This window comes from Chryseobacterium joostei, assembly GCF_003815775.1.
Classification (GTDB): Bacteria; Bacteroidota; Bacteroidia; order Flavobacteriales; family Weeksellaceae; genus Chryseobacterium; species Chryseobacterium joostei.
The window spans coordinates 4195808-4221377 of record NZ_CP033926.1 but is presented as its reverse complement, the minus strand read 5'-3'; the positions used below and the strand labels follow the sequence as shown (position 1 = coordinate 4221377).

General features: G+C 35.2%; 29 protein-coding genes. 15 read left to right on the top strand and 14 right to left on the bottom strand.

The window, feature by feature from the left end; translation table 11 throughout:
* The 7 genes from EG359_RS19270 to EG359_RS19240 all read left to right on the top strand — a co-directional run bounded on the left by EG359_RS19270 (position 1) and on the right by EG359_RS19240 (position 5158).
* Positions 1 to 219 carry a (4Fe-4S)-binding protein gene (locus EG359_RS19270; protein ID WP_076356513.1) on the top strand — a complete coding sequence of 73 codons (219 nt, stop codon included), beginning with the start codon at positions 1 to 3 and terminating at the stop codon, positions 217 to 219.
* Positions 219 to 614 (top strand): OsmC family protein, encoded by a 396-nt coding sequence (locus EG359_RS19265; RefSeq protein ID WP_076356511.1) that lies wholly within the window; start codon positions 219 to 221, stop codon positions 612 to 614. The genes EG359_RS19270 and EG359_RS19265 overlap by 1 nt, the downstream gene beginning before the upstream one ends.
* 3 nt (positions 615 to 617) lie before the next feature.
* Positions 618 to 905 carry a GNAT family N-acetyltransferase gene (locus EG359_RS19260; protein ID WP_174567036.1) on the top strand — a complete coding sequence of 96 codons (288 nt, stop codon included), beginning with the start codon at positions 618 to 620 and terminating at the stop codon, positions 903 to 905.
* A 206-nt stretch (positions 906 to 1111) separates the two neighbouring features.
* Entirely contained in the window at positions 1112 to 2671 is a 1560-nt protein-coding gene (locus EG359_RS19255; protein ID WP_076356509.1) for a sodium:solute symporter, read from the top strand.
* 28 nt (positions 2672 to 2699) lie between these two features.
* Positions 2700 to 3218, top strand: coding sequence for a hypothetical protein (locus EG359_RS19250; RefSeq protein WP_076356508.1), 519 nt, complete (start codon positions 2700 to 2702; stop codon positions 3216 to 3218).
* A 110-nt stretch (positions 3219 to 3328) separates the two neighbouring features.
* Positions 3329 to 4180 (top strand): transketolase, encoded by an 852-nt coding sequence (locus EG359_RS19245; RefSeq protein WP_076356506.1) that lies wholly within the window; start codon positions 3329 to 3331, stop codon positions 4178 to 4180.
* 33 nt (positions 4181 to 4213) lie between these two features.
* Positions 4214 to 5158 (top strand): transketolase family protein, encoded by a 945-nt coding sequence (locus EG359_RS19240; RefSeq protein ID WP_076356504.1) that lies wholly within the window; start codon positions 4214 to 4216, stop codon positions 5156 to 5158.
* 164 nt (positions 5159 to 5322) lie between these two features.
* On the opposite strand, the gene EG359_RS19235 is transcribed toward EG359_RS19240, so the two are convergent.
* The 8 genes from EG359_RS19235 to EG359_RS19205 form a co-directional block, all read right to left on the bottom strand.
* A complete protein-coding gene (locus tag EG359_RS19235; RefSeq protein WP_228435114.1) occupies positions 5323 to 5841 on the bottom strand; it encodes a hypothetical protein in 519 nt (172 codons plus the stop codon).
* Positions 5819 to 6298: a hypothetical protein gene (locus tag EG359_RS19230; protein ID WP_076356502.1), complete on the bottom strand. Its 480-nt coding sequence runs from the start codon at positions 6296 to 6298 to the stop codon at positions 5819 to 5821. The genes EG359_RS19235 and EG359_RS19230 overlap by 23 nt, the downstream gene beginning before the upstream one ends.
* Positions 6299 to 6546: 248 nt before the next feature.
* On the bottom strand, positions 6547 to 7083 hold the full coding sequence (locus EG359_RS19225; RefSeq protein WP_076356500.1) for a DMP19 family protein: 537 nt from the start codon (positions 7081 to 7083) through the stop codon (positions 6547 to 6549).
* A gap of 39 nt (positions 7084 to 7122) precedes the next feature.
* Positions 7123 to 7656 (bottom strand): DUF4303 domain-containing protein, encoded by a 534-nt coding sequence (locus tag EG359_RS19220; protein WP_076356498.1) that lies wholly within the window; start codon positions 7654 to 7656, stop codon positions 7123 to 7125.
* Between the two features lie 98 nt (positions 7657 to 7754).
* A complete protein-coding gene (locus EG359_RS22580; RefSeq protein ID WP_164463086.1) occupies positions 7755 to 7931 on the bottom strand; it encodes a hypothetical protein in 177 nt (58 codons plus the stop codon).
* Positions 7932 to 7957: 26 nt separating this feature from the next.
* Positions 7958 to 8911: a DUF3829 domain-containing protein gene (locus EG359_RS19215; protein WP_076356496.1), complete on the bottom strand. Its 954-nt coding sequence runs from the start codon at positions 8909 to 8911 to the stop codon at positions 7958 to 7960.
* A 28-nt stretch (positions 8912 to 8939) separates the two neighbouring features.
* On the bottom strand, positions 8940 to 9401 hold the full coding sequence (locus tag EG359_RS19210; RefSeq protein WP_076356749.1) for a hypothetical protein: 462 nt from the start codon (positions 9399 to 9401) through the stop codon (positions 8940 to 8942).
* A gap of 18 nt (positions 9402 to 9419) precedes the next feature.
* Positions 9420 to 9740, bottom strand: a complete 321-nt coding sequence (locus EG359_RS19205; RefSeq protein ID WP_076356494.1) for an import component protein — start codon at positions 9738 to 9740, stop codon at positions 9420 to 9422.
* Between the two features lie 239 nt (positions 9741 to 9979).
* On the opposite strand from EG359_RS19205, the gene EG359_RS19200 reads away from it, so the two are divergent.
* The 5 genes from EG359_RS19200 (at position 9980) to gwsS (ending at position 15650) form a co-directional block, all read left to right on the top strand.
* On the top strand, positions 9980 to 11830 hold the full coding sequence (locus tag EG359_RS19200; protein ID WP_076356492.1) for a helix-turn-helix transcriptional regulator: 1851 nt from the start codon (positions 9980 to 9982) through the stop codon (positions 11828 to 11830).
* Between the two features lie 518 nt (positions 11831 to 12348).
* Positions 12349 to 12516 (top strand): hypothetical protein, encoded by a 168-nt coding sequence (locus EG359_RS19195; RefSeq protein WP_164463085.1) that lies wholly within the window; start codon positions 12349 to 12351, stop codon positions 12514 to 12516.
* Between the two features lie 128 nt (positions 12517 to 12644).
* Entirely contained in the window at positions 12645 to 13508 is an 864-nt protein-coding gene (locus EG359_RS19190; RefSeq protein WP_123867448.1) for a hypothetical protein, read from the top strand.
* On the top strand, positions 13505 to 14410 hold the full coding sequence (gene gwsG / locus EG359_RS19185; RefSeq protein WP_076356488.1) for a grasp-with-spasm system ATP-grasp peptide maturase: 906 nt from the start codon (positions 13505 to 13507) through the stop codon (positions 14408 to 14410). Before EG359_RS19190 ends, gwsG begins: the two co-directional genes overlap by 4 nt.
* A 172-nt stretch (positions 14411 to 14582) precedes the next feature.
* Positions 14583 to 15650, top strand: a complete 1068-nt coding sequence (gene gwsS, locus EG359_RS19180) for a grasp-with-spasm system SPASM domain peptide maturase (protein ID WP_076356484.1) — start codon at positions 14583 to 14585, stop codon at positions 15648 to 15650.
* A 15-nt stretch (positions 15651 to 15665) separates the two neighbouring features.
* Here gwsS and EG359_RS19175 read toward each other — a convergent pair whose 3' ends face one another.
* The 3 genes from EG359_RS19175 to EG359_RS19165 all read right to left on the bottom strand — a co-directional run bounded on the left by EG359_RS19175 (position 15666) and on the right by EG359_RS19165 (position 21520).
* The gene (locus EG359_RS19175; protein ID WP_076356482.1) at positions 15666 to 16043 is read right to left on the bottom strand and encodes a hypothetical protein; all 378 of its coding nucleotides are present in this window, start codon (positions 16041 to 16043) and stop codon (positions 15666 to 15668) included.
* A gap of 69 nt (positions 16044 to 16112) precedes the next feature.
* The gene (locus EG359_RS19170; protein WP_034682046.1) at positions 16113 to 16583 is read right to left on the bottom strand and encodes an Lrp/AsnC family transcriptional regulator; all 471 of its coding nucleotides are present in this window, start codon (positions 16581 to 16583) and stop codon (positions 16113 to 16115) included.
* Between the two features lie 134 nt (positions 16584 to 16717).
* Positions 16718 to 21520 (bottom strand): translocation/assembly module TamB domain-containing protein, encoded by a 4803-nt coding sequence (locus EG359_RS19165; protein WP_076356480.1) that lies wholly within the window; start codon positions 21518 to 21520, stop codon positions 16718 to 16720.
* A 4-nt stretch (positions 21521 to 21524) separates the two neighbouring features.
* On the opposite strand from EG359_RS19165, the gene tsaD reads away from it, so the two are divergent.
* Genes tsaD through EG359_RS19150 form a run of 3 tightly spaced genes read left to right on the top strand, consistent with a single transcriptional unit; the run spans position 21525 to position 23625 of the window.
* Positions 21525 to 22541 (top strand): tRNA (adenosine(37)-N6)-threonylcarbamoyltransferase complex transferase subunit TsaD, encoded by a 1017-nt coding sequence (tsaD, locus tag EG359_RS19160; RefSeq protein WP_076356478.1) that lies wholly within the window; start codon positions 21525 to 21527, stop codon positions 22539 to 22541.
* Positions 22538 to 22933 (top strand): hypothetical protein, encoded by a 396-nt coding sequence (locus EG359_RS19155; protein ID WP_076356476.1) that lies wholly within the window; start codon positions 22538 to 22540, stop codon positions 22931 to 22933. The genes tsaD and EG359_RS19155 overlap by 4 nt, the downstream gene beginning before the upstream one ends.
* Entirely contained in the window at positions 22930 to 23625 is a 696-nt protein-coding gene (locus tag EG359_RS19150; protein WP_076356474.1) for an RsmE family RNA methyltransferase, read from the top strand. The genes EG359_RS19155 and EG359_RS19150 overlap by 4 nt, the downstream gene beginning before the upstream one ends.
* 32 nt (positions 23626 to 23657) lie before the next feature.
* Here EG359_RS19150 and EG359_RS19145 read toward each other — a convergent pair whose 3' ends face one another.
* Genes EG359_RS19145 through EG359_RS19135 form a run of 3 tightly spaced genes read right to left on the bottom strand, consistent with a single transcriptional unit; the run spans position 23658 to position 25566 of the window.
* Entirely contained in the window at positions 23658 to 24299 is a 642-nt protein-coding gene (locus EG359_RS19145; protein ID WP_076356472.1) for an XAC2610-related protein, read from the bottom strand.
* Positions 24296 to 25135, bottom strand: a complete 840-nt coding sequence (locus tag EG359_RS19140) for a hypothetical protein (RefSeq protein WP_076356470.1) — start codon at positions 25133 to 25135, stop codon at positions 24296 to 24298. The genes EG359_RS19145 and EG359_RS19140 overlap by 4 nt, the downstream gene beginning before the upstream one ends.
* Positions 25135 to 25566, bottom strand: coding sequence for a hypothetical protein (locus tag EG359_RS19135; protein ID WP_076356468.1), 432 nt, complete (start codon positions 25564 to 25566; stop codon positions 25135 to 25137). Before EG359_RS19135 ends, EG359_RS19140 begins: the two co-directional genes overlap by 1 nt.
* Positions 25567 to 25570: the final 4 nt, after the last annotated feature.

Below are 25570 nucleotides of genomic sequence, written 5' to 3'. Positions count from 1 at the left end.
ATGGAAACACACGAATATCCTAACGGCGACATTACTGTCATCTGGCAGCCTCAAAAGTGTATCCACTCGGCTGTATGTGTAAAGCTACTTCCCAACGTCTATAATCCAAAAGACAGACCTTGGATAAAAGCAGGAAATGCTACTCCTGAAGAACTAAAAAAACAAATAGACCAATGCCCTTCCGGAGCATTAAGTTATAAATTCAATACAGAAAGATAATGGCGGTAACGGTAAAAGCAAGTTTAGGAAAAACAAAATATTATACTGAGGTAACAGCCGGTGAAAACACCATCATTACTGATGAACCTATAGATAAAGGCGGACAGAATAAGGGGTTCAATCCCATGGAAATTCTGGCAACATCCTTGGCAAGCTGTACGGCAGCAACCCTTAGAATGTACATTGAAAGAAAAGAATGGGATGTGGAAAACATCAACGTAGAAGTGGAACTCGAAAATTTCCCGTTAACCAAAAGAGCTATTTTTAGCAGAAACATCAGTTTTGAAGGAATTCTGGATGATGAGCAGATGAAAAGACTGCACACCATCGCAGACGCCTGTCCTGTTCATAAAATATTAACAAACGATATAGAAATACTAACTAAATTCTCATAAAATATGATCGAAGTAAAACAAAACAACGACGAGAAACACGGAAGTTTTGAAGCTTTCATAGATGGAAGACGCGCAGGAATGATGACATATACCTGGGCAGGAGAAGAAAGATTTATTATAGACCATACCGAGGTGGAAGAAGCCTACAACGGAAAAGGTGTAGGTAAGGAAATGCTTTTGGCTGCTGTAGCTTTTGCCAGAAAGAACGGGAAGAAGATTATTCCTCTCTGTCCTTTTGCTAAGGCTAGTTTCCAGAAAAGTGAGGAACTTCAGGATGTTTTGGTGAATTAATCACTACTTTCCACCCTTACAATACAAACCTTTTAGACTATAGATCTGGAAGGTTTTTCTTTTAAAATTAAACTTAGAAACAGTACATTTTCCCTATTTTCCCTTACGTGATTGATATGGTCTGGTCTATAAAAATGGACTCTAGGGTAAATTCAGTATTCACGATGGTTCTTTTTTATATATTTGCTAAAATTTAAAAATTAAGCATGAATCCAGGAACTATCCTTTTGCTATTTGTATTTATCTACTTTATCGGCCTTTTGGTGATTTCTTATTTCACCAGCCGAAACTCTGATAATCAGTCATTTTTTATTGGTAACAAAAAGAGTAAATGGTGGCTCGTTGCATTCGGGATGATAGGAACCAGCTTAAGTGGAGTGACCTTTATTTCAGTTCCGGGAACAGTCGGAAAAATGACCGGCTCTGAGTATATCTACGGCGGCTTTGAATATTATATGATGGTGATTGGCTTTTTCATCGGCTATTTTATTGTTGCTGCCATATTGCTTCCCCTGTATTATAAGATGAATCTAACCTCTATTTATACTTACTTAGGAAGAAGATTCAATGTAGAGGCGCATAAGATTGGTTCCATATTCTTTATTATTTCCAGAGCCATTGGAGCTACTGCGAGATTATATCTGGTTGTCAATGTTTTGCAGATATTCCTGCTGGAAGGTCTTGGAGTTCCATTTTGGGTAACTTCCCTTGTACTTCTGCTGATGGTACTTCTCTATACTTTCGAGGGTGGAGTAAAAACCATTGTCATTACAGATACTTTACAAACTTCTTTTATGATCATCAGTTTGGTAGCCTGTATTGTTTACATTCTATCCAATCTAAACTTATCTTTTGGTGAGGCATATACCATTTTGGAACAGAAAAATTATACTCATTTCATTAATTTTGATCCAAATTCCAAGACATTTTTCCTAAAAACAATTCTGGGGGGAATCTTTATTACCATCGCCATGACAGGATTGGATCAGGAAATGATGCAGAAAAACATTTCTGTGGATAACCTTAAGAATTCAAAGAAAAATATGCTAACCTTTGCAGGAACACTTCTTTTGGTTAATTTGGCTTTCTTATTCTTAGGAGGCCTACTCTATCTTTTTGCCCTGCAACATGGCGCAGAATACGGAACAACAGGAACTGATCCTGTGAGTAATATTTTTGGTTTCAAAGATGCTGCAGGTAATATTAAAAACATCATGGGAGATGATCTTTTTCCAGCCTTATCCCTTCAAGGATATTTCCCGATGACCATTTCCGTTATTTTTATTATCGGATTAATTTCAGCATTATTTCCATCTGCTGATGGTGCATTAACTGCTGTGACAAGCTCATATTGTGTAGATTTATTAAACCTTAATGAAGATAAAACCAAAACTGAAAAAGAGAAAAAACGTCTTCGTATGAAGGTACACTTGACCTTTACTGTGGTTTTCTTTATCCTGATCATGGTTTTCAAGGCATTAAATGATAAATCTATTGTTTATCTGATTATGGAGATTGCCGGATATACTTATGGACCGCTTCTGGGACTGTTTGCCTTTGGAATTTTCACCAAGTTTCAGATTTCCAAGAAGTATTCTATACTTACTGTTACCATTTTGGCTCCAATAATAACTTACTTTATCAACTTTGCGGTTACCAATTATACAGACTACAGAATTGGAGTTGAGCTAATTGTTCTTAACGGATTGCTTACATTCATCGGCTTATGGCTGGTGAAAAACAAGCAGCACCTAAGGATTGTTTAATGAATACAATCAACAAAAATAAAAAACCATGAAAAAAATTATTTCATTTTTCGTTTTCGTTTTGGCCTTTGGCTTTATGAAGGCTCAGGAAAACTTTGAAGTCTCTACTTTAAGAATTGGGTCGTATAAGGTTTTTATGCCAAAAGCTGAAGCTGAAAAAATTGCTGGAATTAAACTGAAGAATTCAGACGGAGAGAAAAAAACTATTGTAAAATATACAGGCGAGACTATTCAGCTTGATATTTATGATAATTATATCAATGAAGCCAATCCAAGTGTTCCGTCTATTACCTACATCACAACAAGCAGTAAAAAATTTAAAACCAAGAGCGGAATTGGGGTAGGCAGCACAAAGGATGACCTTATTAATGCCTATAGAAATTATCCTAACTTCAGTGTGAATGAGGATTGGGATGACAATGGCAAACCTGTGAAGAATGCCGGATATTTTAATCTGGAAGACAGGCAGGCTGGAACACAATTAAGCTTTAAATTTGTTAATAATATTGTTACTGAAATTTCAGTTTACCTTAACGAAGGCTGTTAAAAGCAGGAAAATATTCAAATTAGTAAAAATCCGGGTTTTTAGATCCGGATTTTTGCATTTCCATAAGCCAGTAAAAAATTGTAAATTCGCGTGCAAATAAATCAGATATAATGAGTAAAAGTATTGAAGAGTTAAAATCTCTTACTACGCAGATCAGAAGAGACATTTTAAGAATGGTTCACGCTGTAAATTCAGGACACCCGGGCGGAAGCTTAGGTTGTACAGAGTACTTCACAGCACTTTACGGAAAGGTAATGAACTATAATCTTCCTTTCACTATGGAGGGGAAAAATGAAGATCATTTTTATCTATCAAACGGGCACATTTCACCGGTATTCTACTCTACTTTGGCAAGATTTGACTTCTTCCCGGTAGCTGAATTAAGCACTTTCAGAAAGCTTGATTCAAGATTACAGGGGCACCCTACTACTCACGAAGGTCTTCCAGGAATCAGAATCGCTTCAGGTTCTCTAGGACAAGGACTTTCTGTAGCTCTTGGTGTAGCTGAAGGTAAAAAATTGGATGGAGATCAGTCTCTTGTTTATTCTCTTCACGGAGATGGTGAGCTTCAGGAAGGTCAAATCTGGGAAGCATTAATGTATGCTGCTGCTAAAAAAGTAGACAACATCATTTCTACAATTGACTACAACGGACGTCAAATTGATGGAGATACTGATGACGTACTAAGCCTAGGAAATCTTCATGCTAAACTTGAAGCTTTCGGATGGATTGTTTTGGAAGAGAAAAACGGTAACGATCTTGAAGCTGTAATTGGTATCCTTGAGAGAGCAAAAACAGAAACAGGAAAAGGAAAACCAGTTGCAATTATTCTTCATACAGAAATGGGTGCCGGAGTAGACTTTATGATGGGATCTCACGCTTGGCATGGTAAAGCTCCAAATGATGAGCAATTGGAAACAGCATTCAAGCAATTGTATTTAGAAGCTCCTGCTGACTACTAATATCTTAAACAATCTCGATTAATAAAAATAAAAATGAAATATACATATACAGAAAAAAAGGACACTCGTTCAGGATTTGGAGCCGGATTAGCGGAACTTGCTGACAAAAACCCTAATGTAGTAGCACTTTGTGCAGACCTTATCGGTTCTTTGAAAATGGAAAAATTCATTGAGAAGGCTCCTGAAAGATTCTATCAGGTGGGTATTGCAGAAGCAAACATGATGGGACTTGCTGCAGGTCTTAGCATCACAGGAAAAATTCCTTTTACAGGTACTTTTGCTAACTTCTCTACTTCTAGAGTATATGACCAGATTCGTCAATCTATTGCTTATTCTGGTAAGAATGTAAAAATCTGCGCATCTCACGCAGGTCTTACTTTAGGAGAAGATGGGGCTACTCACCAGGTATTGGAAGATATCGGTATGATGAAAATGCTTCCTGGTATGACGGTAATCAACCCTTGTGACTACAACCAGACAAAAGCAGCAACTCTTGCTATTGCTGATCACGATGGTCCTGTATATTTAAGATTCGGTAGACCAACTGTTCCTGTATTCATGCCTGAAGATATGCCTTTTGAAATTGGAAAAGGAATCCTGCTTCAGGAAGGTACAGATGTAACTATTGTTGCAACAGGACACCTTGTTTGGGAATCTCTTGTAGCTGCTGATGAGCTTGAGAAAGAAGGTATTTCTTGTGAAGTGATCAATATCCACACTATTAAGCCTCTTGATGAAGAGATCATTTTAAAGTCTGTTGAAAAAACAGGTAAAATTGTAACTGCTGAAGAACACAACTACCTTGGTGGTTTAGGTGAGTCTGTTGCAGGAATGCTTGCAAGAAAAAGACCTACAAGACAAGAGTTTGTAGCAGTAAATGATACTTTCGGAGAATCTGCAACGCCAGCTGAATTGATGAAAAAGTATAAAATTGATGCTGAAGCAGTGAAAGAAGCTGTAAAGAGAATTTTAGCGTAATCAATTAGCCTAATCATATAAACCCCGGCTGTTTCTTTGAAACAGCCGGGGTTTTGTTTAAGAATTTAACCACTACCTCAAATCTTTGATTTGCTACCTCTCAAGTGAAGGGTAATGGTTGTACTTATAATTGCCATGGTTGTAGTTCCTATCCTACTTGCTTATTATTGATCAGATTGATTCAGTGGAATTCCTACGGCAATCAGAACAGGACATAATATTTCCTTTATGTATTCCTCTTCTCTTCTGATTGAAGCCTTAGAACCCGAAAAGTAATTACTGATTCTGTAATTTTTCACAAACTGATTTCGCTTCTTTCCGATGGCATAATGATATGCTCCACTTTCATCACTAATGAAATAGGTCATTTCATCAAAGTCCATGATCTTCATGGCAATAAATCTTTTTTTATAAATACATTTCTGGGATTTGTCAAAGATATACTTCACAGGTACTTTAAAGAAAAGGTCAAAAAGCAAGTATATCATATAGATCACCCATATTCCAAAAACGATTTTAAAGTTGGCTCCGGACATTTTATCCATAAAGTAATAGATGATCACCATAAAGGCGATTACCCCCAATGCCAGCCACCACAACAAAGTTCTCAGGAAGTTGTAATTGGGCATAAAGCTTATTTCACTTCCGTTTTCCTCAAATTTATACCGGTCTGTTACGTTCATTACCCGGTTCGTTGATGTTCATGATATCCTCTGTCTCATTCACCATCTTTTGGATCCCTCTTTGATTCAGAGCCTGCCCTATGGTAAGATGTTTTTCTTTACCATCTACTTCGAAGTAAATAGAAAGTATCACATTTGTGGTAAATAAGCCCAAATATTTGGTTGACAGCACATCAAAATTAGTAAAATCCTGAATATTATAAGTTTTAGAAGGAACAAAAATGGTATGCTTTCCGGTAATTGTTTTTCTATCCATATCAATAATGAACTTCTTCGTAAAGAAATTGATAATAATAAGAACAACCGTTGCAATAACAATAAGGCTTAAGATTCTGACATTATTAAAAATAAAAGCTGCAAATGCAAGCAGAAGAATAGAAAGTACAGTAATAAATACTGGTTGATTTTTAAAGATGTACTGGTTTCCTTCTTTTTTATAAAATTTATATGAACTCATAATAGATTGGTTTTATATTTTTGATTGGGTATTTTTTGTTCTATTAAGGGATTGGCCTTTACTGATAACGACTCGCAATTTTATCTTCACTAATCGTTTTCAATCTATTAAGATCTGTTTTGAAATAAGTATCGTGAATAGAAAAATAAGCATCTATTTTCACATTTGTCTGTTCTGATGAATTTTTCCAGCACTCAAGAAACTCCGGTTCAACCAGCTCATAATCTGAAAATATTTAAAATTTTAATTTATCTGTCTATTTTTCGGCCTACCAATTTTTCTAATTCCGAAAACATTTCTTCAATAGGTAAAACTTTCAGATCCGGATGATTTTTCAGCCATTGGGAATGTAATTCTATCAGGTCTTCCTCCAGGCTAAAAAATGAACTATTTTTTAATTTATCTCGGGTTTTATTGGGGCCAAAGTATTGGCTTTTAAAATACTTTTCAAGTTCTCCCTCTTCCAATTGCTCTACTTTTAAGCATTGCTCCTGAAATAGCTCAAGGTGTTTTTTTGCCCCCATTTTCGCCAAGCCTTCTTCAATGGTCTTGTTAAGCTCTGGTGACCATCCTGAATTCCAGACAAACTGAGAAAAGTTTCCGTTTGAATATTGTGCCAGGTAGTAATCAACATAGTAGCTTATTACCGCATCCTCATGCATATTTTCTTCATCAATACCCTCTTCGTTTAGGAGATTTACAACAGAAATATTAGAGAGAATCAAATCATAGGGATCACTGCTATTGTGAGATGTCTCTGAGACAATTATTTTATCTTGCTTCATATTATTATATATTGAAATGTGTTTTTTTATCTCATATTTTTAATTGCCCCAGGTTTCCATCCACTCCAGATATTCACCTTTATATTCATTATCATTAAGTCTGATAATAATATCTTTCAGATCTTGTTTTTCAAATTCATAATCTGAAACGGTAAAAATCAGGAAAATATTCTTGCCTGTAATATTCTTGAAGAAATTCTCATTTTTCAGTTTTTCCAATACTTCGATACATGTAGAATAAAGCTTACCCTGAAATTCATTAAACCATTCATCATTATCTTCATTTCTATCCAGTTCTTGTCTTAATTGGGTACAAATATTATTGAATTCGTCATTTGCCCCTTGCATTTCGTATGCCCATTCCGCTGGTTCATATTTATAATATACAGCATCATCTTCATCAATATTCTGAAGAGCTTCCAGAGTATTGGAAGATGGGCATACCGTCATTGCTCCCTCATCACTGTACAATGCAAAACTGTAGATATCTTCAGTACCGTGCTTTTTATACATTTCTAAAAAAGCATTTTTCGCAGCTGTTTCTATTTGCTGTTTTAAAATATCAAAATCCATATTCCTCCTCTTTTTTAAAATGGGCGGTAAAAGTACGCCTATCCTTTTGAATCAGAACATTATATTCTATAAAGGTATAGCCAGATTCACGATTATGACTACCTATTTTTATTATATAGTATCCATCCGGGAATCAAAATAGCAGCCCCAGCAAGCATGGGAGCCAATTCTCCGTATTTGAACAACCAGGAAGTTTCTCTGGATGGTCCTATTTTAATAACCACTACAAGGCAAAAACCTATAATAATGAGAATAATTCCCAATATTTTTTTCATAATATTAATTTTTAATTGTTAGTAAATCAGTCTACAAAATTGTTGTAACGGTCCAAAACAAAACCCGCTTCCCTTTCAAGATCATCAAGATCATTATTAAGTTCTTTGCTATTTTCGTTCAGACTGCGTTGCACAATTCTCATTTTACCAAGAAAATCATTAACAGAATTATTAAAAGCTATATAACTTTTCTCTTTTTGCTCTTCAGATGATGGAATTTTTTCATCAACATTTCGTGTGTATAGCTTTTCCATCTGTATGTATTGCTGGGAAAATTTTTGCTTATAGGCATTCAGATCTGTAATATCATAGGATTCATCAACGATTTTCTGAGCCAGCTCCATCGTTTCTCTTGATTGGATAATCTGCTCTTTCAATGGATGATCCTTAAGGACTTCCACCTCTGCCTTGCCAGCCCTTGGGGTAAGTTTTGTAAACAATTCATTGGCTGAATTACGATTTTCCTGAATAAGTTTTTTTGCCTTTTCACTAATTTCAGTGACTTTCTTTCCCTTGTCGTCTTTCCAATCTTCGGCATCATTGTACACTTCAAGTTCTTTCTTTAATGTCTGTAGCTGTGAGGCTGTGTCTTTCATCCTATCAACAAGTACCTGAAAATTTTTTCCCAAGACATTGGGAGCCTTTACCTCCTGCCCTGCCCACATCATTACAGTAGGCGTAAATATTGGAGAGACACCGGGATATTGTGGATTTGCGGCTGCACTCTTTACATATTCATCCATCTGCATCAATGAATTCTGAAAGTTTTTAATAAATTCTGAGTGGGCATCATCCATCTTCACCATTTTATTGTTAAAAGAAATAATATCCCTGTTCTCATCCCCTGAATTAACACTAAAAGGATCTACATATCCGGTATCATTCTGAGAAAGCTTTTCTTTAATTTTTTCCAGCTTATCACAAGATACAGCAGAAAAAGTAAGAACAAGCATTCCTACAACAATCAATGATTTTTTCATAATCTAATATTAAAAGTTAAATAGGTGTTTAAATATACATTTTATTAAGATCTTCCAGTTCATTTACAACCTCTTGCATGGTTTTCTTCCTAAAAGACTGGGAGACTACCGGACGCTTAAACCGAGATACATTTTTAAAATTGGCGTACAGATTACACCCCAAAGGAATAATTCCATATCGAAATGTTTGCAATTCAAATCCCTCAAATTCAGTTAAGTTATAGATTCCCTTTCGGCTGTTCAATCCTGAGTTCTTAATAATAAGTTGTCTGGAGATTGGATCAAAATAAATCTTAGGTGGAATAAAAGAAATCACCGTCAATATCAATGAAAAGATCAGTATAACAATTCCGGTCTTCAAATAACCGGTATACAGGATCACTATTATTGAAATGAAAACCCACAGCAAGATAAGAATTTGTGGAAATGAGATATATTGCTTTACGCAATAGCCCTCATTCTCTTTTTTTAAATGTTTAAAATTTTCCATAATCATTCAGAAAACTTATTATCCTATAAATGAAAATTTATCTTCAAACATTTTTCCAATTATAGGTAAAGGTTTTTCTATTTCATTGGCGGCATTAATAATTCCAACAATGGCAAGTATCAAAGGTAAAAACCCCAATATCCCTAAAATTTCCAGGTTGGTAACGATAAATAAAATGTTGATGATAATAGATAAAGCAATGGAAAAAATTACCAATCCTAAAGACTGCTTCAAATGATACTTCAAAAGGCTGTTAGGTTTTTCTTTTCCCAAAATAAAGGAAACTAGCCATCCGAAAACGGTAATGTACGATACGATAGATAATGTTTTATTGTCCATAATAATTCAATTTTTAGTTAATATTTCTCGTTTTGTTAATGAGTCAAAATTGCAACAGAATAACTCCTCTTCAATTTTTTATGCTACTACAAAACAACCTCAACTCAAAAAACAAGCGTCTACAAAATGTCTACAATTCAAAATAAAAACCTGTATAACAGTAAATTACATAATAATTAAAATTTCATTTTTTTGTAATAGCAATTGATGAATATCTGCGATTTTTGTACTTTCACCTTATGAAACTGAAGTACTCTTTTTTATACTTTATCTTTTTCCTATCTGCTCTGTGTCCGGCACAGAATACTTTCTTTGATGATCTTAAAAACCAATTGAGCAAAGACAATATTTCAGTTGCCGAAAAATTTAAAATCTATAATGAACTTACAGAATACTACAGAGTCAGTGACCAATATTCTACTGCAGAAAAATATGTTCAACAGCAACTAAAACTGGCTAAAAATGAACGCAATTATACTGAAGAAGTAAAGGCACTGGTTCAGGACGGCATTATCAAACTCAATCGATCCGAATACAACAAGGTTCCCCAGATCATGGATGCTGCCAATACAGCTGCTCATAAAACCAATGATAAAATAGCCCCTTTATATGCTGCTTACTTGAACATCTATTATAATAATACTTTAGGAAACTCTGAAAATACCATTAAACTTATCCAAAACACTCTTCCATCGGTTGAAAAACAACCCTCAGAGATTCTCCTGACCGCAAAGCTCAATTATCTTTTATATGGAATTTATTCTGAACTGAATGATGCTGAAAACGCAACGAAATATGCACAAAAAGCAGTAGAGCTTGCTCAAAAATCCGGAAATAAAAATATGCTGAGTTCATCCTATTCTGCATTGGCAGTCTGCTACTCATTCCGTTATGATAAAACCGGTAATATAAAGGACCTGAAACTTGTTATAGAAATGTGTAAAAAAGCTGTTGCTCTTTATGATCAGTTTCCGGGGCATGTTTCGGCCCATGCTCATGCCATGGCCCTTCTTAATCTTGCCAACTACTATCTAAGCTACCCAACCATCACTCCGGAAATCCGAAAGGAAATTCAGGATAAGGCTAATGAAATCTTAACCCTTACAAAGCATACTACCTATAACCAAAGTCTTCAGGCAGGCGCTCTCGGAATTTTGAGTAACCTTGCCAGTCGGGACCAAAACGATACTTTATCTGAGCAATATCTTTTAAAAGCGGAACAAATTCTTCTTACACAACAGCCTGTATATTATCACGTCATGATTAATATAGTATCTGATCTTGCAAAACTGTACGTAAAGCAAAAAAACTATCAAAAAGCTTACGAGTACCAAACCAAGGTAACAGAGTACAACAATCTTCTTTATAATGAGGGACAGGCAGAAACTACAAAAAGACTGGAAGCACAGTACCAAACTAAAAAAAGGGAATCTGAGCTGAAAGTTCTTACAGAAAAAACTTCCAGTTTAAAGAAAGAAAAGCTTTTATATATTGGATTAGGAATTATAGGTTTAATCGGAGCATTTTTTATGTTCAGGTCCTATCATTACAAATTGAGATACTCCATAGAAAGAGAGAAAAAACTGAATACAGAAAAGCATGATGCCGAAATTCAGGTAAAGCTACAGGCAGAAGAACAAGCCAGATTAAAAGCGGAACAGGAATTACTTACTTTACAACAGCAAAAGCTTCAAAGTGAGGTGTTGGCTAGCCAGCTTCATATTCAACATAAGAATGAGGTTCTTCAACTGCTTCAAACAAAATTATCCGATGCCGACGTCAATATTCATACGGTTGTAAAGGAGGAAAATCGTGTAGATAATGACTTTGAAAGGATTAAATTCACCATTCAGGAGCTGCATCCCGACTTCTTTAAGAATATTAATGACAGGGCAAAACAAAAACTTACTCCCTTGGATCTAAAATACTGTGCCTACGTCTACCTTGGAATGGATACCAAACAGATAGCCAATCTTCTAAGTGTAGAGCCTAAAAGTGTAAGAATGACGAAATACAGACTGAAAAAAAAGTTTGGATTGGATGAAAATACAGCTTTGGATGTATTTTTTCAAAGTGTATTTTCTAATTAAGCATATACATTGTAGTAACTTTTTTCTAAAGACAAAAATCAAAAATTTTATATTACTTTTTACTGGTATCTCAATTTTCTTTTTTAGATAAATTATCTGGCTTTGATGCACATTAGACAAAATCCAATATTGTGTACAATAGAAAATATTACAGCTCTATCCCATTTGAATAATATTTCATTTATATACAATGAGATAATCCATTTTGCTTTGATCAAAAACATTTCCTTTTTATTAAATTCTTTTACAAATTCCTTAAGATAAGGATGTACATTTTTGTAAAAATTTCACTGCAAAAAACAAAGAAATCTACATACAATCTGCAAATTAGATCACGCTAAAGTGATCTAATTATTTTTAGTTTTGAAACATCAACGTTGATAAAATAATCTTCTATTTAGATTGTATGTGTACAGTACAAAATAAATATGCGGAGTATTAACCCAATGCCAGGGAATTCTATGGCACAAATGATTTATTAAATTAAAAAATTTATTAACATGAAAAAATTAATTGGAATGAAGAGAAACTTCTCTTCTTTAGAAAACAAAAAAATGAAAAATCTTCAAATGATTAAAGGAGGAGACGGTACAGCAGTAAACTATGTAGTTACTAATCGTGGAGAATGCTATGACAAAGAAACCTATCTAGATCATGAGTATGTATCAACATTAGAAATTTGCTAAAACATATTAGTCTAATCACTTGTAAGGGGAGGAGCAATCCTCCTTTTATATTTGAATATACAAGAGAAAACTCTTATAATAAATTGACGATACAGATGGAAAGAAAAGTACAATTAAAACCATGCCTCATGACATCCACTCTATATCTGCTTTTGGCAGGTATCCTCATTTTATCCTGTAAAAGCAAAAACCATAATTACATAGTTTATTACAATAGGGTAAATGAAATTGACAGTATTTATAGAATGGCTAATCAGCCTGAAGAAGCTATAAAGCAATACAGAAAGTTATTCAAAAGATACAGCCCAAAAAATCAGGAGCGTATTAAGGAATATGAAACCTACATCACACTTGCTGAAAAGTATCATCAAAGTTTTGGTGGAAAAAAAAGCCTTTATAAACTTATTCCCTTGCTTGCTCCCTATGAGGGTTCCTATAAAAAGTATTTTGGCTTATACCAAAAATACGGAATAGATAGCAGTGAGGTAAAGCAAAAAATTACCGACTGGAAAAAAGGGTTGAATAAAAGATTAGTGGATTCTTTTACCATTGCTTTCATAAGGGATCAGGCAGAAGGCAGGAAAAACCCTCAAATAATGATTAAAAATGATAAAATAAACGCTCAATTAATAAAATGGACCTTTGATAACTACGGCTACCCATCACTGCAAAAAATAGGGCTTATTGGGAATAATGGTGTATTCATGCCAATGCATCCCCTATTCAGTCATATGGTAGATGCTGAAGAGTATTCTTATTTAAAAACAAAAATGTTAGAATATATCAAATCTGGAGACTGTGTCCCCCGGGATTACGCCAACATGGTAGACAGGTATAGTCTTCAGATAAGCAAAAAAGGAATGGTGTACGGAATATATCCCAGCTATGATGCAGTGATAGACTCTGTAAAAGTAAACCGTAACAGAAAAAGCATAGGTTTACCCAGCTTTAAGCATGCTTCAAAAATCACAAAAGATTATTTAAAGAAATGATTCTTATTATTTCCAATAACAGCGAAAGAACTACTGTTAAAATCATCAAATGGCTTCTGAAAATGGATAAAAAATTTATCCGTGTACATGAGAATGAAGTCTTTGAAATTAAAGTGATCAATAAAAGTATTTTTTTGGAGAGTAACAGAAATTCTTTTTTTCTGGAAGATATTTCGAGCGTATGGTACAGAAGAGGAAGATTAAAAATAAAACGTCTGAGATATGAAAACCAAGCAGTAAATGCCCATATGAATGAGGTACAGCACTGGCTGGAAGACTATGTACGAAAAACCCTGGAATCTAAAAAACACATTAATAAGGAAAGCAATAGTGATATCAATAAGCTTTTGGTGTTGGAACAAGCACAGAAAATAGGATTGGACGTTCCCAAGTATTTTTTGGCAGACCATACAGACACTATTCTATTGGGTGATACTATTATTAAAACAATTGCAGGAAATCCAATATTAGATTCAATAGATACAGATTTGAATGGCATTATGTATACAACAGTTGTTCAAAAGAAAGAAAGGTCCAGTTTCTTTATTACTTTTTTTCAGGAGAAAATTGAAAAAAATTTTGAAATCCGGACATTTTACCTCAACGGAAAATGCTGGTCTATGGCCATCTTTTCTCAAAATGATGAACAGACGAAAACAGATTTCAGAAAGTATAATTTAACAAAGCCCAACAGAAATATTCCTTATCAACTTTCCCGTGAAATTGAGGAGAAAATTCATCTACTGATGCTTTCTCTTGATCTCAATTGTGGTTCCCTGGATTTTATAAAGGGAAAGAACGGCCGGTTTTATTTCCTGGAAGTAAATACCATTGGTCAGTTTCTAGGGATGTCATATGCATGTAACTATTCGCTGGACAAAGAAATAGCTGATTATTTATGAAGATAAAAGTTAAAGAAAAAAATAAGCTGCCTCTAACATTTAAGCATATAGAGGTTTTTGAGGATCAAAAATTGAAACAGAAAAACGATATTATCTATTTTGTAACATGTGAAAAATATCAAACAGATTTCTACATAAGAGAAAAACCTGTAAAATCTTTAAATCGTTTATTATGAGGTATTTTAATTTATTTTCTACAATACTGATTACAAAGGGTGCAGGCAGAATATTAATCTCCGACCTGCAGAGAAATATTTCTGAGTTATATCCATTAGAATTTAATGAAATGATTGAGGAATTAAAAAACCTTTCCATTGAAGAGGTTTTAGGAATGTATGATGAAGAATCAAAAAAGATCGCTCAGGAATATCTGGATATACTGCTGGAGAATGAATATGGGTTTATTACAGAGAATGGCTGGGATAAAGATTTTCCTGCCTTATCTCATGAATATTCTGAGCCGAGTGTGATAACAGATATTTTTATAGAAATAGCAGATATTAGTATGCTGGATCAACTCAAAATTTCAATAGAGAATCTAGAAATTAAACATTTGGTTATTTACAGTTCAAAATCATTTACAGTAGAAGATTTCATATATATTGACAAAGTATTTAAATCTTCTGTACTCTCAGGAATTGAAATATTCTCTCCATTTTATGAAGAAATAAACGACACATTCATGCAAAACCTCAACCAAGGAACTGAGAGGATATACAATGTCATTTTTTATAATTGTCCTAAGGAATCTTTCAAAACCAAGGATGAATTCAGGTTTACCCTAAACTTTGTGGAAGACCACCTAAAGATATCTTCTTGTGGAAAAGTAGACATGAAATATTTCAATACGAATCTTCCAAAAGTACTGGAAGCTATTAACCACAATTCTTGTCTCCATAAAAAAATAGGAATTGATAAGGATAGCCATATTAAAAACTGTCCCTTAATGCAGGAAAGCTTCGGGAACATCAGGAATGTAAGCCTAGAAGAAGCATTACAACACCCAGATTTTAAAAAATACTGGAACATCACCAAGGATCATATAGAAGTTTGCAAGGACTGTGAGTTCAGATACATCTGCACAGACTGCAGAGCCTATACGGAAAGCTCTCATTATGCCCCGAATGGACTAGACCTTTCAAAGCCTCTGAAATGTGGCTATAATCCCTATACCAATGAGTGGGAAGAATGGAGTAACAATCCGCTAAAACAGAAAGCTATCCATTCCTACAGCCTATAGTATTTTCTTTATTTCTTATTTAAAAAACTTCCACTTCGGAATAATCGCCAGCATTCCAAAACCTGTAAAAAGGAAAAGGTTGGTAACGTCTGTATATAAAAACGTTGATAAGTAGTAATTATGCATGAAAAAATGCAATACCAATAGAGCCGGAAACATAATAATTCCTATTTTTTTATAGAAAAACATCAGGATCAGACCCAGCATCATCAGCACATCAATGGAGAAGATAATATAAAAATACCACTTTGGAATATCAAGGAATTCATGCTGAATATACTCATCAACATCTATTCCCAGTCCCATTACTGTAAACAACATCAAGGCAGCAAATGCCAGTACAAACCCCCATCCTTTCTTCGGATCTTCGTCAAAATACGTGTATTCTTCCATAGGTACAAAAATAAAGAACTTATGAGAGATTTCATAAGTTCTTTTATAGTTATTCGTTTAAAATTTGAATTAAATAGAGATAGCGTTGATCAGTCTATTTTTGTCACTTAGGTATTCTTCCATGGAAATCATACTTTCAGTTCTCATTACATCCTGAATATCATCAATCTGATAAATAATTCTTTTGGCATCATCTGTATTCTTTGCTCTTACTTTACAGAAAATATTATATTTTCCGGAAATAACACTTGCCTCGATTACGTTAGGAATAGTTGACAATTCTTTCAATACTTCTTGAGTACGGTTTGATTTTGTCAAAAGGATTCCGATGAAAGCTGTAAAGTGGTAGTCCAGCTTACCATAATCGATGTTAAGAGATGATCCCAAAATAATACCTGCATCTTCCATCTTTTTCACTCTTACGTGAATTGTTCCAGCAGAAACGTCCATCTGCTTTGCAATTTCAGTAAAAGGCATTCTTGTGTTTTCTACTAAGAAATCAAGAATCTTCTTGTCTATTTCGTCCAGTTGATAGTTCATATTAGTTAAATTACAATTTCTTTAAAAAATCTATGTATTTTTTGCAAATTTACGAAAAATAATTTAACTAAAAAATATATATCAAATATTAACAATAATTAACACGGATGATAAAAATCATTAAAATATTCTGATTATTTAGCATGTGATTTTATAGAATCTGTTTTTATTTCTGCTTTGTCCGTAACGGTTTTTTTATCTTTTTTCTTCTTTTTAAACAAAGAATTGAAGCTTTTACTCCACATAACTCCTACTCCATAAGCTTGATTAGCAGCTCCGTTTGTACTTATCATACCGATGTTTGTAGGCTTGGAATACCCTCGTAGAACCAAAGTACCATCATTTTTCTTGGAAAGGTCATATTCTATAGATCCCTCACCGGAAAGATAATTATTTTGTGCTCCGCTGCTATTGGCGTCGGTTTTAGACAATGGAATTCCTAGTCCGGTTTTAATATTTATCCTAGGTGAGACAGCCACGCTAAGCCCCGCATTAGCCCTGTCTCCAATGTTTGAGTTCTGGTCACCTTTTACATAATTCAGGTCAATCTGGAATTCATTACTCATGGTATTAAGAACGGACCCCAACTGCTTTAGAAGCATATTATATCCTGACGATTCGGCTACGTTCCCTACATTTACATCTACCCCACCTGTGTTGGACACATTAAATGTACTTAAAAGAAGAACGGAACCAAACTGAAGTACTTTTTCTCCCTCCTGGCTCATTTTAGCAGCCAGTGTTTCTCTTACCTGGCTGGAAACATCCATTGCTGTAAGGTTCAGTTCCACTTTAGGATCCATCAAAGATTCGGTAATGTTGGCCTGCAACATAATACTGATAGGCTGAAGTTTCCCCATACTCAGATACTCTCCCGCATTAGAAACCATTCTTACATAGTTGGCTGTAATATCAAGTGCCGGCTTCATAGCGTCACCATCCCATCTGATACTACTATTCTTTTCAATCTGGAAAGTCTTGTTAAGGATTGCCTTGGAAACAAATGTTCCGTTATCTACCTTATATGTTCCGCTCATGGCGATGTTTCCTTGTCTGTTCATCTGGAATTTCAGAGGATCTGCAACTCCCTTTACCGTAATATTTCCTACATCATCACCCACAAGTACATTTACGGTGGTTCCTTTATCTACAGCCAAATTAAAATCAATATTCATATTGGCACCTGTCTTTTTCTTTTCTTCCAGAGTTACCAAACCATCTTTTCCTTCTTTCAGGAACCTCAGCATCTTGAATTCTTCTACATTGGAGGTAGAACTGGAATTAAAGGTGAAAGTACTTCCGTTAAGAGCTTTCATATTAGGCGTTGTAATACTTAGCCCTGAAACCGGTCCATCCACATAAAGATCTCCCTGTCCATATACTCTTCCCCAAAACAGGTCAAAGTCCTTTTGAGTTGTATTAAGCATCAACAGGTTGTCTGCCCTCATTACGAGAGATACCCCCATTGAAGAAAGTGTTTCAAACTGGATCGCCCCAGAAATATTCCCCTTGGAGTTTGATCTACCGTCATGAACTTCGATATTATTGAGGATAGCCAACCCTTTGGTTAGCTGTATTACTGTGTCGTCAAATGAATAATCTACTCCCGTAAAGAGAAGCTTTAATCCAAAATCCTTTAAGGCTATATCTCCATTGTAGTCAAGGTTACGAAGCTTCCCATTAATCTTAAGATCTCCGGTTGCCTTACCTCTAAGATTTCCAAAAATGGTCTGAACAAACTGCTGTGTAAATGATAAGTCAAAGTCTCTCATTTCTGCTGTCAGATCAATAGTTGGAGAAGCGGTATTGTTATTAACCGTACCTGTAAGATTCAGACTATTGTTTCCAAGCACTCCTGCTGAATGAACTTTAACATCAATATCATATACATTCAGAGAGAATCCATTGGTGGCAGAAATAGAGATATCCCCCATTTCATTACCATTCATCTTAATATCATCCACGGTAAGATCTACCAATGGCTGTAAAGTGCTTTTATCCATTTTGATCTTCACACTTCCGTTAGCAAGCCCTTGTATATTCATGCCATTTCCTCCGGACTGCATTTCCAGCAGCTTTTCTATGGCAAAATCACTGATATCAGCATCTAAATAAAAATCCTTGGCCGATTTAAATTGTGCTTCCTTAATAAATAAGGCACTTTTATCAGAATAAACCCTCAGATTGCGAATGTCAAAATCTGCGGTTTTCTTTCTATAGGTAATAGAATGATTAAGCTCCGGACTAGTATCTATCGCCCACGTAACTTCATTGAATTTGACTTCAGTAGGTTCAAATCTAAATACATAATCACCTGCAGCATCTGTAGACTGGTCCACATTAATGGCATATTCTTTAAGGTTTTCATTCAGTTCATCATCTGGGCTTCCGTGTTTAAATACAGTTGCCAGATGAAGCGTATTTCCATTTTCATTATTCCCTTTAAGCTCAAAATCCTTAATAATATTCTTATTATATTCCAATCTGTTAATTCTGGCATACAACTGCTGATCGAGATTAGCTGTATTTATTCTTATCTTAACGCTATCTACCGAGGCACTATCTTTATTAATATTCTTCCGATCATTAATTTTATAGTCAGGATTAGAGGATGCCAAGGCTTTATCTGCATCTGTAATCTCTTCCTCTTTTGTCATGATATATTTTAAAGCTGATGCATCAAGATTCAGGATCAGGTTATTGGAGTTCCCATCATACTCTCCTTCTACCAATGCTCCATGAGGCAGCTTCAATTCGGGCAAGAAATAATTAACCAATCCTTGTTGTACATCAAACTTCATGGCGAAATTCTGTCCTCTGTATAGTTTTCTTGGTGGTGGGCCCACCAGTATTCTTCCTACTCCATTCTCTACCATTCCTGCCAGATCAGCAAGGCTATACTTACCGGAGATTTTACCTGTAGCAGCACCAGGTGCATCTACATCTATCACACGTCCTCCGGCTTCAATGAAGGTCTTTACTTTAGCGTTAGGGATATCATATTTCTGGGTGGCTGTTGCAAAGTGCAGATTATTGGCATTAACATCTAATGTAAGGTCATTAATGGATGACATAGACATTTTACCTTCCACCTGACCGCTTACAATCTGGCTTCCTGGTTTATTGGTAAAATAATTCATGTTCAGATGGGTAACATCCGCATTTACATCCATTGCCACCTTAGAAGTACTGAAATCTATCAGTCCCTTGATGGTAGCTTTTGCCTGTTCATCATTAACCGTAATAAGCCCGTTATATTTTTTATGATCCAATAATCCATCAAGATATAGATTATTGATAACCTTATCCATAATCTCAATGCTGGCAATCTGGGATTTGGTGGTAAGACGCATTGTATTCACATCAAAGCTCTGCCCATTCAGATCAAATTTTCCGGAGATTAAACCTACTGTTTTATTTTTTGTGATTACAGAGGTATTTAAATCTTTTACATCAAGATATCCTGAATATTTTGGCATTGCAGTGCTATACCCTGTTAAAGAAAGTTTGGAAATTTTTGCCTGCCCAATCCCTGTCATCAGATTTCCGTTATCCACATAGATTTGGTCCGGATTTACCTTTGCTGTTCCGTTATATTTTAACTTTCCGAAATCATCAGCAAAATTCTTCATCTTGCTGGAGATAAAAGTAGGCATCATTGCTTTTAAGTCCTTGTAGGTAAAGTCTGTAGAAAGATCTTTTGTTTCGATGGAAAAATGCCCGTTCAGAAGATTGTCTACCTTCATCGTTTTTGTAGCGATATTCACATCAGGATTTCTGATCAGGAAGTCTTCCAGATGAAATTTATTTAACGGCCCCGTCATTTTTCCAGCAAGGTTAAATGGCTTGAAATTATCCCAGTTCGTCACAAAATAGCTGATATCATACCCGCTTACCTGACTTCCCTGTTGTATATTCATATCCCAACGAACCTTATCTGCGAAGTCTGCCCATGAACCATCATGAAGATTGAATTTAATATCTCCCTGAAGTAATGTATGATCTGTATTTAAAGTAAGGTCTTTTAGGGATAAAAATTGCTTGGTTAAGGATAATTCTGTTGAAAAGGTATCAACGATATGGGATTTCCCCCATCTGGAAGTCACAAAGGACATATTATTAATAAGCGCCGAAACATTGGGTCCATTCACCTTAACGTTGGGTGCCTTTAAGTTAAAATTTGTTGCAGTAAGCCATTTTCCATGATCTCCCGAAGAGTTTTCATTAATAATAGAAACCTTGGAATCAAGAATCTGTACTCTTGAGTTTAATTGAAAGGGAGGTTTTTTGGGATCTCTTTTTTTCCCATCATCAAAGAGTTCTGTAAATCTGACAAAATTGGAGATACTGTCTCCTTTATACGTAATGACTTTTATGTCTGCATTAACAAGTGTCAGGGAATTAAAGCTTAAAGAATTACTTTTTCCTGAAATAGCATTCACAGCCAGAGATATCCAGTCTGAATCCGCACGAAATTCACGCGCTTGGATAAAATCTAATCCTTTATAATCTTTTACTTTTAACCCTTTTATCGTTACATTTCCGAAATAATTCACATCTACACTTTCCGTAGAAAATCCGGACTTAAAGTCATTGTTTACAAGTTTTAATGCCTGATCTGCCGCCCATTGCTTGGTCACCGGAAGGTTAACTGCAACCAGTACTCCTCCTACCAGAACAATACCCAACCAAAAAAGAATCAGCAAAAGCTTTGCCCACCAGCTGTAGCTGGTCACATCTTTTATAGCCTGTTTCCCAAACTCTTCTGCTGTTTCTATGGGATGATTAATTGCATCTGAAGCTAGCTCAGATGCTTCTTTAACGGTTTCCCGAACCTTGCCCTCTACATTTTCCACAGTCTTCTGTACCTGATCACCTAGGTTTTCAGTTACGGATTTTTTATTCTCATTCTCGTTATTATTCTCTAACTTTGCCATTATTATGAGCGACTCTATAATTTTAGGTATTGAATCGTCTTGCGACGACACCTCAGCAGCTATCATCAAGGGGAATTCTATTCTTTCAAACATTGCTGCGAATCAGGCCATCCATAAAGAATATGGAGGTGTAGTGCCTGAATTGGCTTCGCGAGCCCATCAACAAAATATAATCCCCGTTGTTGAAAAATCTTTTACCAAAGCAAATATACAACAAAATGCAATCTCTGCTATAGGATTTACACGCGGTCCCGGACTTTTGGGATCTCTTCTTGTAGGAACATCATTTGCTAAGTCATTGGCTATGAGCCTCAACGTTCCGTTAATTGAAGTTAATCACCTTCAAGCCCATATTTTGGCCCATTTCATCGAAGATGCAAATCCTATGCCGCCTACTTTTCCTTTTCTTTGTCTTACCGTAAGTGGTGGACATACCATGATTGTATTGGTAAAGGACTATTTTGATATGGAAATCATCGGAAAAACAATTGATGATGCCGCAGGAGAAGCTTTCGACAAGATCGGAAAGATCTTTGATCTGGATTACCCTGCAGGACCTATTATTGACAGGCTTGCAAAGGAAGGAAATCCTGATGCTTTTAAATTCAACAAACCGAAGTTGGAAAACTTCGACTATTCTTTCAGTGGTATTAAAACTTCTGTTTTATATTTCATTCAAAAAGAAGTTAGAAAAAATCCTGATTTCATTAAGGAAAACCTCAACGATCTTTGTGCTTCGGTACAAAAATGCATCATTGAGATCTTAATGAACAAGCTGGAAAAGGCTGCCAGGGAACTCAACATCAGGGAAGTTGCCATTGCCGGTGGAGTATCTGCCAACTCTGCTCTTAGAAAAGCCATGGAAGATAACAAGGAAAGACTTGATTGGAGTATTTACATTCCAAAATTTGAATATACTACTGACAATGCTGCCATGATTGCCATGGTTGCACAACTGAAGTTTGAAAGAGGAGAATTTACAGATTTGAGAACTTCAGCAACTGCAAAATATGATTTATGAAAATACTCTTAGAAGAAAAATTACTGGGAACACACTCTAAAAAGAACTCAAAATATTACTGGATATTAGAAACAATTACAGGAAAAAATGAGCACTCAGAGGATTCTTTAGATTATTTCCCATCCAGTTCTGAAAAAGGATATATTCAGGATGTAAAAGAAGAAATTTTAAAATCAATAAATTCTGAGCATCCTTTTAGTTTTCCCTACACTCCAAAAGAGGGAGATTATTTATCGATCAAAAACAACCTGAGAAAGCAGGAATACTTAAATCTGATTTTCGTTAATAACAGTTGGATAGAAGAAATATTCATGTGCTCTTATCGGGACTGTGATAACGATGTATACACAACCATCAAAACAGGAGTTGCATTTTTAACTCAGGATATATGAAATTATTTTATGGAGAAATAGCTCATCAACAAGTTATTATCAACGATGATGAGCAACAACATATGGTAAAGGTTCTTCGCATGAAAGATGGAGAAGAAATTCATGTGACTGATGGGAAAGGGAAACTTGCTTCCGGAAAACTTATTATAGAGGGAAAGAAAGCGAGCATTGAAGTAGCTGAAATTAAGGAAGACCTCCCAGACTTTAATCCCAGACTTCATATTGCTATTGCTCCAACGAAGAACATTGACCGTATAGAATTTTTTGTAGAAAAGGCTGTAGAGATGGGGATTTCTGAGATCAGTATTATTGTGACGGAAAAAACAGAGCGTAAGAACATCAATATAGACAAAATCAGAAAGCAGGCTATTGCTGCATCAAAGCAGAGTTTAAGGTTCCATTTTCCGGTTATTAATGATGCTATAAAACTACCTGATTTCCTGAAAAATATTGATCCTGAAAATACTTTTGTAGCACACTGTCATGAAAACCTGGAAAGAATAGATCTTAAAAATATTCCGTCACTGGAACAGGTTACTTTCTTAATTGGCCCTGAAGGTGATTTTTCTGAAAAGGAAATTTCATTTCTGGCTGAGAATAAAATCAAGGCTGTGTCATTAGGTAATCAGAGACTGAGAACTGAAACTGCCGGTGTATTTGTCGCAGCCTGGAATTATTATAATATGATATAAAACTTATTTTGAAAAAGGTGGATAATATATGATTATTCTGTAATCCATTTACCATTTTTTCTATACTGATAGGTTTCCCCCTGGTCATCATTAATTTGGACGCTTTGAAGAACCAATTTTCCTTTTTCCCAGGCATAAACCTTGAAGTAGGTATCTGTAGGCCCAATGTGATAATCAGAAACGATATTCTTTTTCACCGGATCTATTTTAGGATTAATGATGGTATCCAATGGCTTATAGTATTCATACTTTCTTATATTTTTGTTATAAAGCCAAAAGCTGGATGATGAAGTATAGTTTCCTGCCTGATTAACAAGTTCTATATCGTTTAATCCGTCAAAATTAATATCCTGATTAACGCTAAAAAAGGCTTCTCCCTCATTTAAAACCGAAATGGTATCAACAATAATTTTTTGATGGAGAACTTCCTTATCAAATATTCCGATGGATTTAAAATCAATGGTTTCATTGGATCTTTTTATTCCTTCAAGTGTATAAACGTACCCATTTCCTCTTAGGGTTTTTGAAAACGGGATGGTTGCTGTATCTACATCCTCTTCCACTTGTAAGGGTTTACTAATAATGTTTTCATTAGCCATATTTTCTTTTTCGGCTGTTGCTTTTTTACCACAGCTCATTAAGATCATTCCAATGAAGAACACTATTTTTTTCATACTCCCAATGACTGATTGTTACGTTTAAAAATATGATAAGGGAAAAATGCAGCAATCACAAAAGGGATAAGATTCAGGGCACCCGCAAGAACAAATTCGTAGGTGTATAAATGGAATATAATGATGAACAGCATAAAAAAGGTAAGCAATTTTCTATTAAAGGCTCCTGCAAAACAAAGAAACTGAAGCCCAATTCCCATTACAGTCAGTACCACCCAGAAATTATCATAAGTATAGACCTGCTTTATCCATTCCGGTACTACTCTGTCTGCCATCAGATAGTTTTCATAGGTATTTAACTTTGCGGCATCTTTGTCTATCCACAGCAGTTTATCGGTGTGTTTAAGAATATTTTTTGCAGTTCCTAAAAACTTACTCATCCCAGCCAGACTGTATGTAATTAACAATCCAAGATAAAAATACTGTACCTGTTTATAATCTTTTTCATCAAGATTCTTCGGAAGCAGAAAGATACTCAGGAAAAAGCCAAGTATAATGAGATGATTGGTATGGCGGATTCCAAAGTTTGCAGATATAGGAAGATTAATGACTGTAATCAGTAAAAATATCAGCACATTAAGTATATAAGATTGTTTGATAAGCGAAGCCGCGATGCATATTCCACAAGCTACTAAAAGCCCTATGAAAAGCGGCGCACCCGGATACTCCGGAAACATCATTTTCTGAATCCACAAAGCAGGTTCATACAGTTCCTTTGGTCTTCCCGTAAGTTCAGCAAACCTCCCATATTGAGCTACCAACCAATACAAACCAAATATTCTTATGGCATAGTAAGCAATTTTATAATTGAATACAGTAAGCTGAGCGTATTTCATTAGAGTTTGGTAATAAATGTTTTAGTAATATTCATCTTTTTCTCATCCACTTCTATAGGCCTATATTTCTCCTTGTATAATAGATACCCTTGAAACTCCGGCAGGGCATCTTTAGCAAAAATAAGAAGCTTTTTCATATTCCCGTTCCTGTCATTATTTTGATCTATCTCTCCTCCATAGGCATTGATAATACCATCCATATCATTATCCGTATAATGTTTTGTATTGGTATTTAAAATTCTTAAGGTATCGCCATTTTTAACTCCGTAAAGCTTATACCTCTGCCCAAATTCTTCTCCCCCGCAAGGCACTGTAAACAACTTCCAGCTGGCAAAGGGATATATTTCCTTTCTTCCAATTTCTCCCATAACAAGACTTATTAAAGACATGATGAAAGAAAAAATGAATAAATATTTGGTGTATTTTTTCATGAAT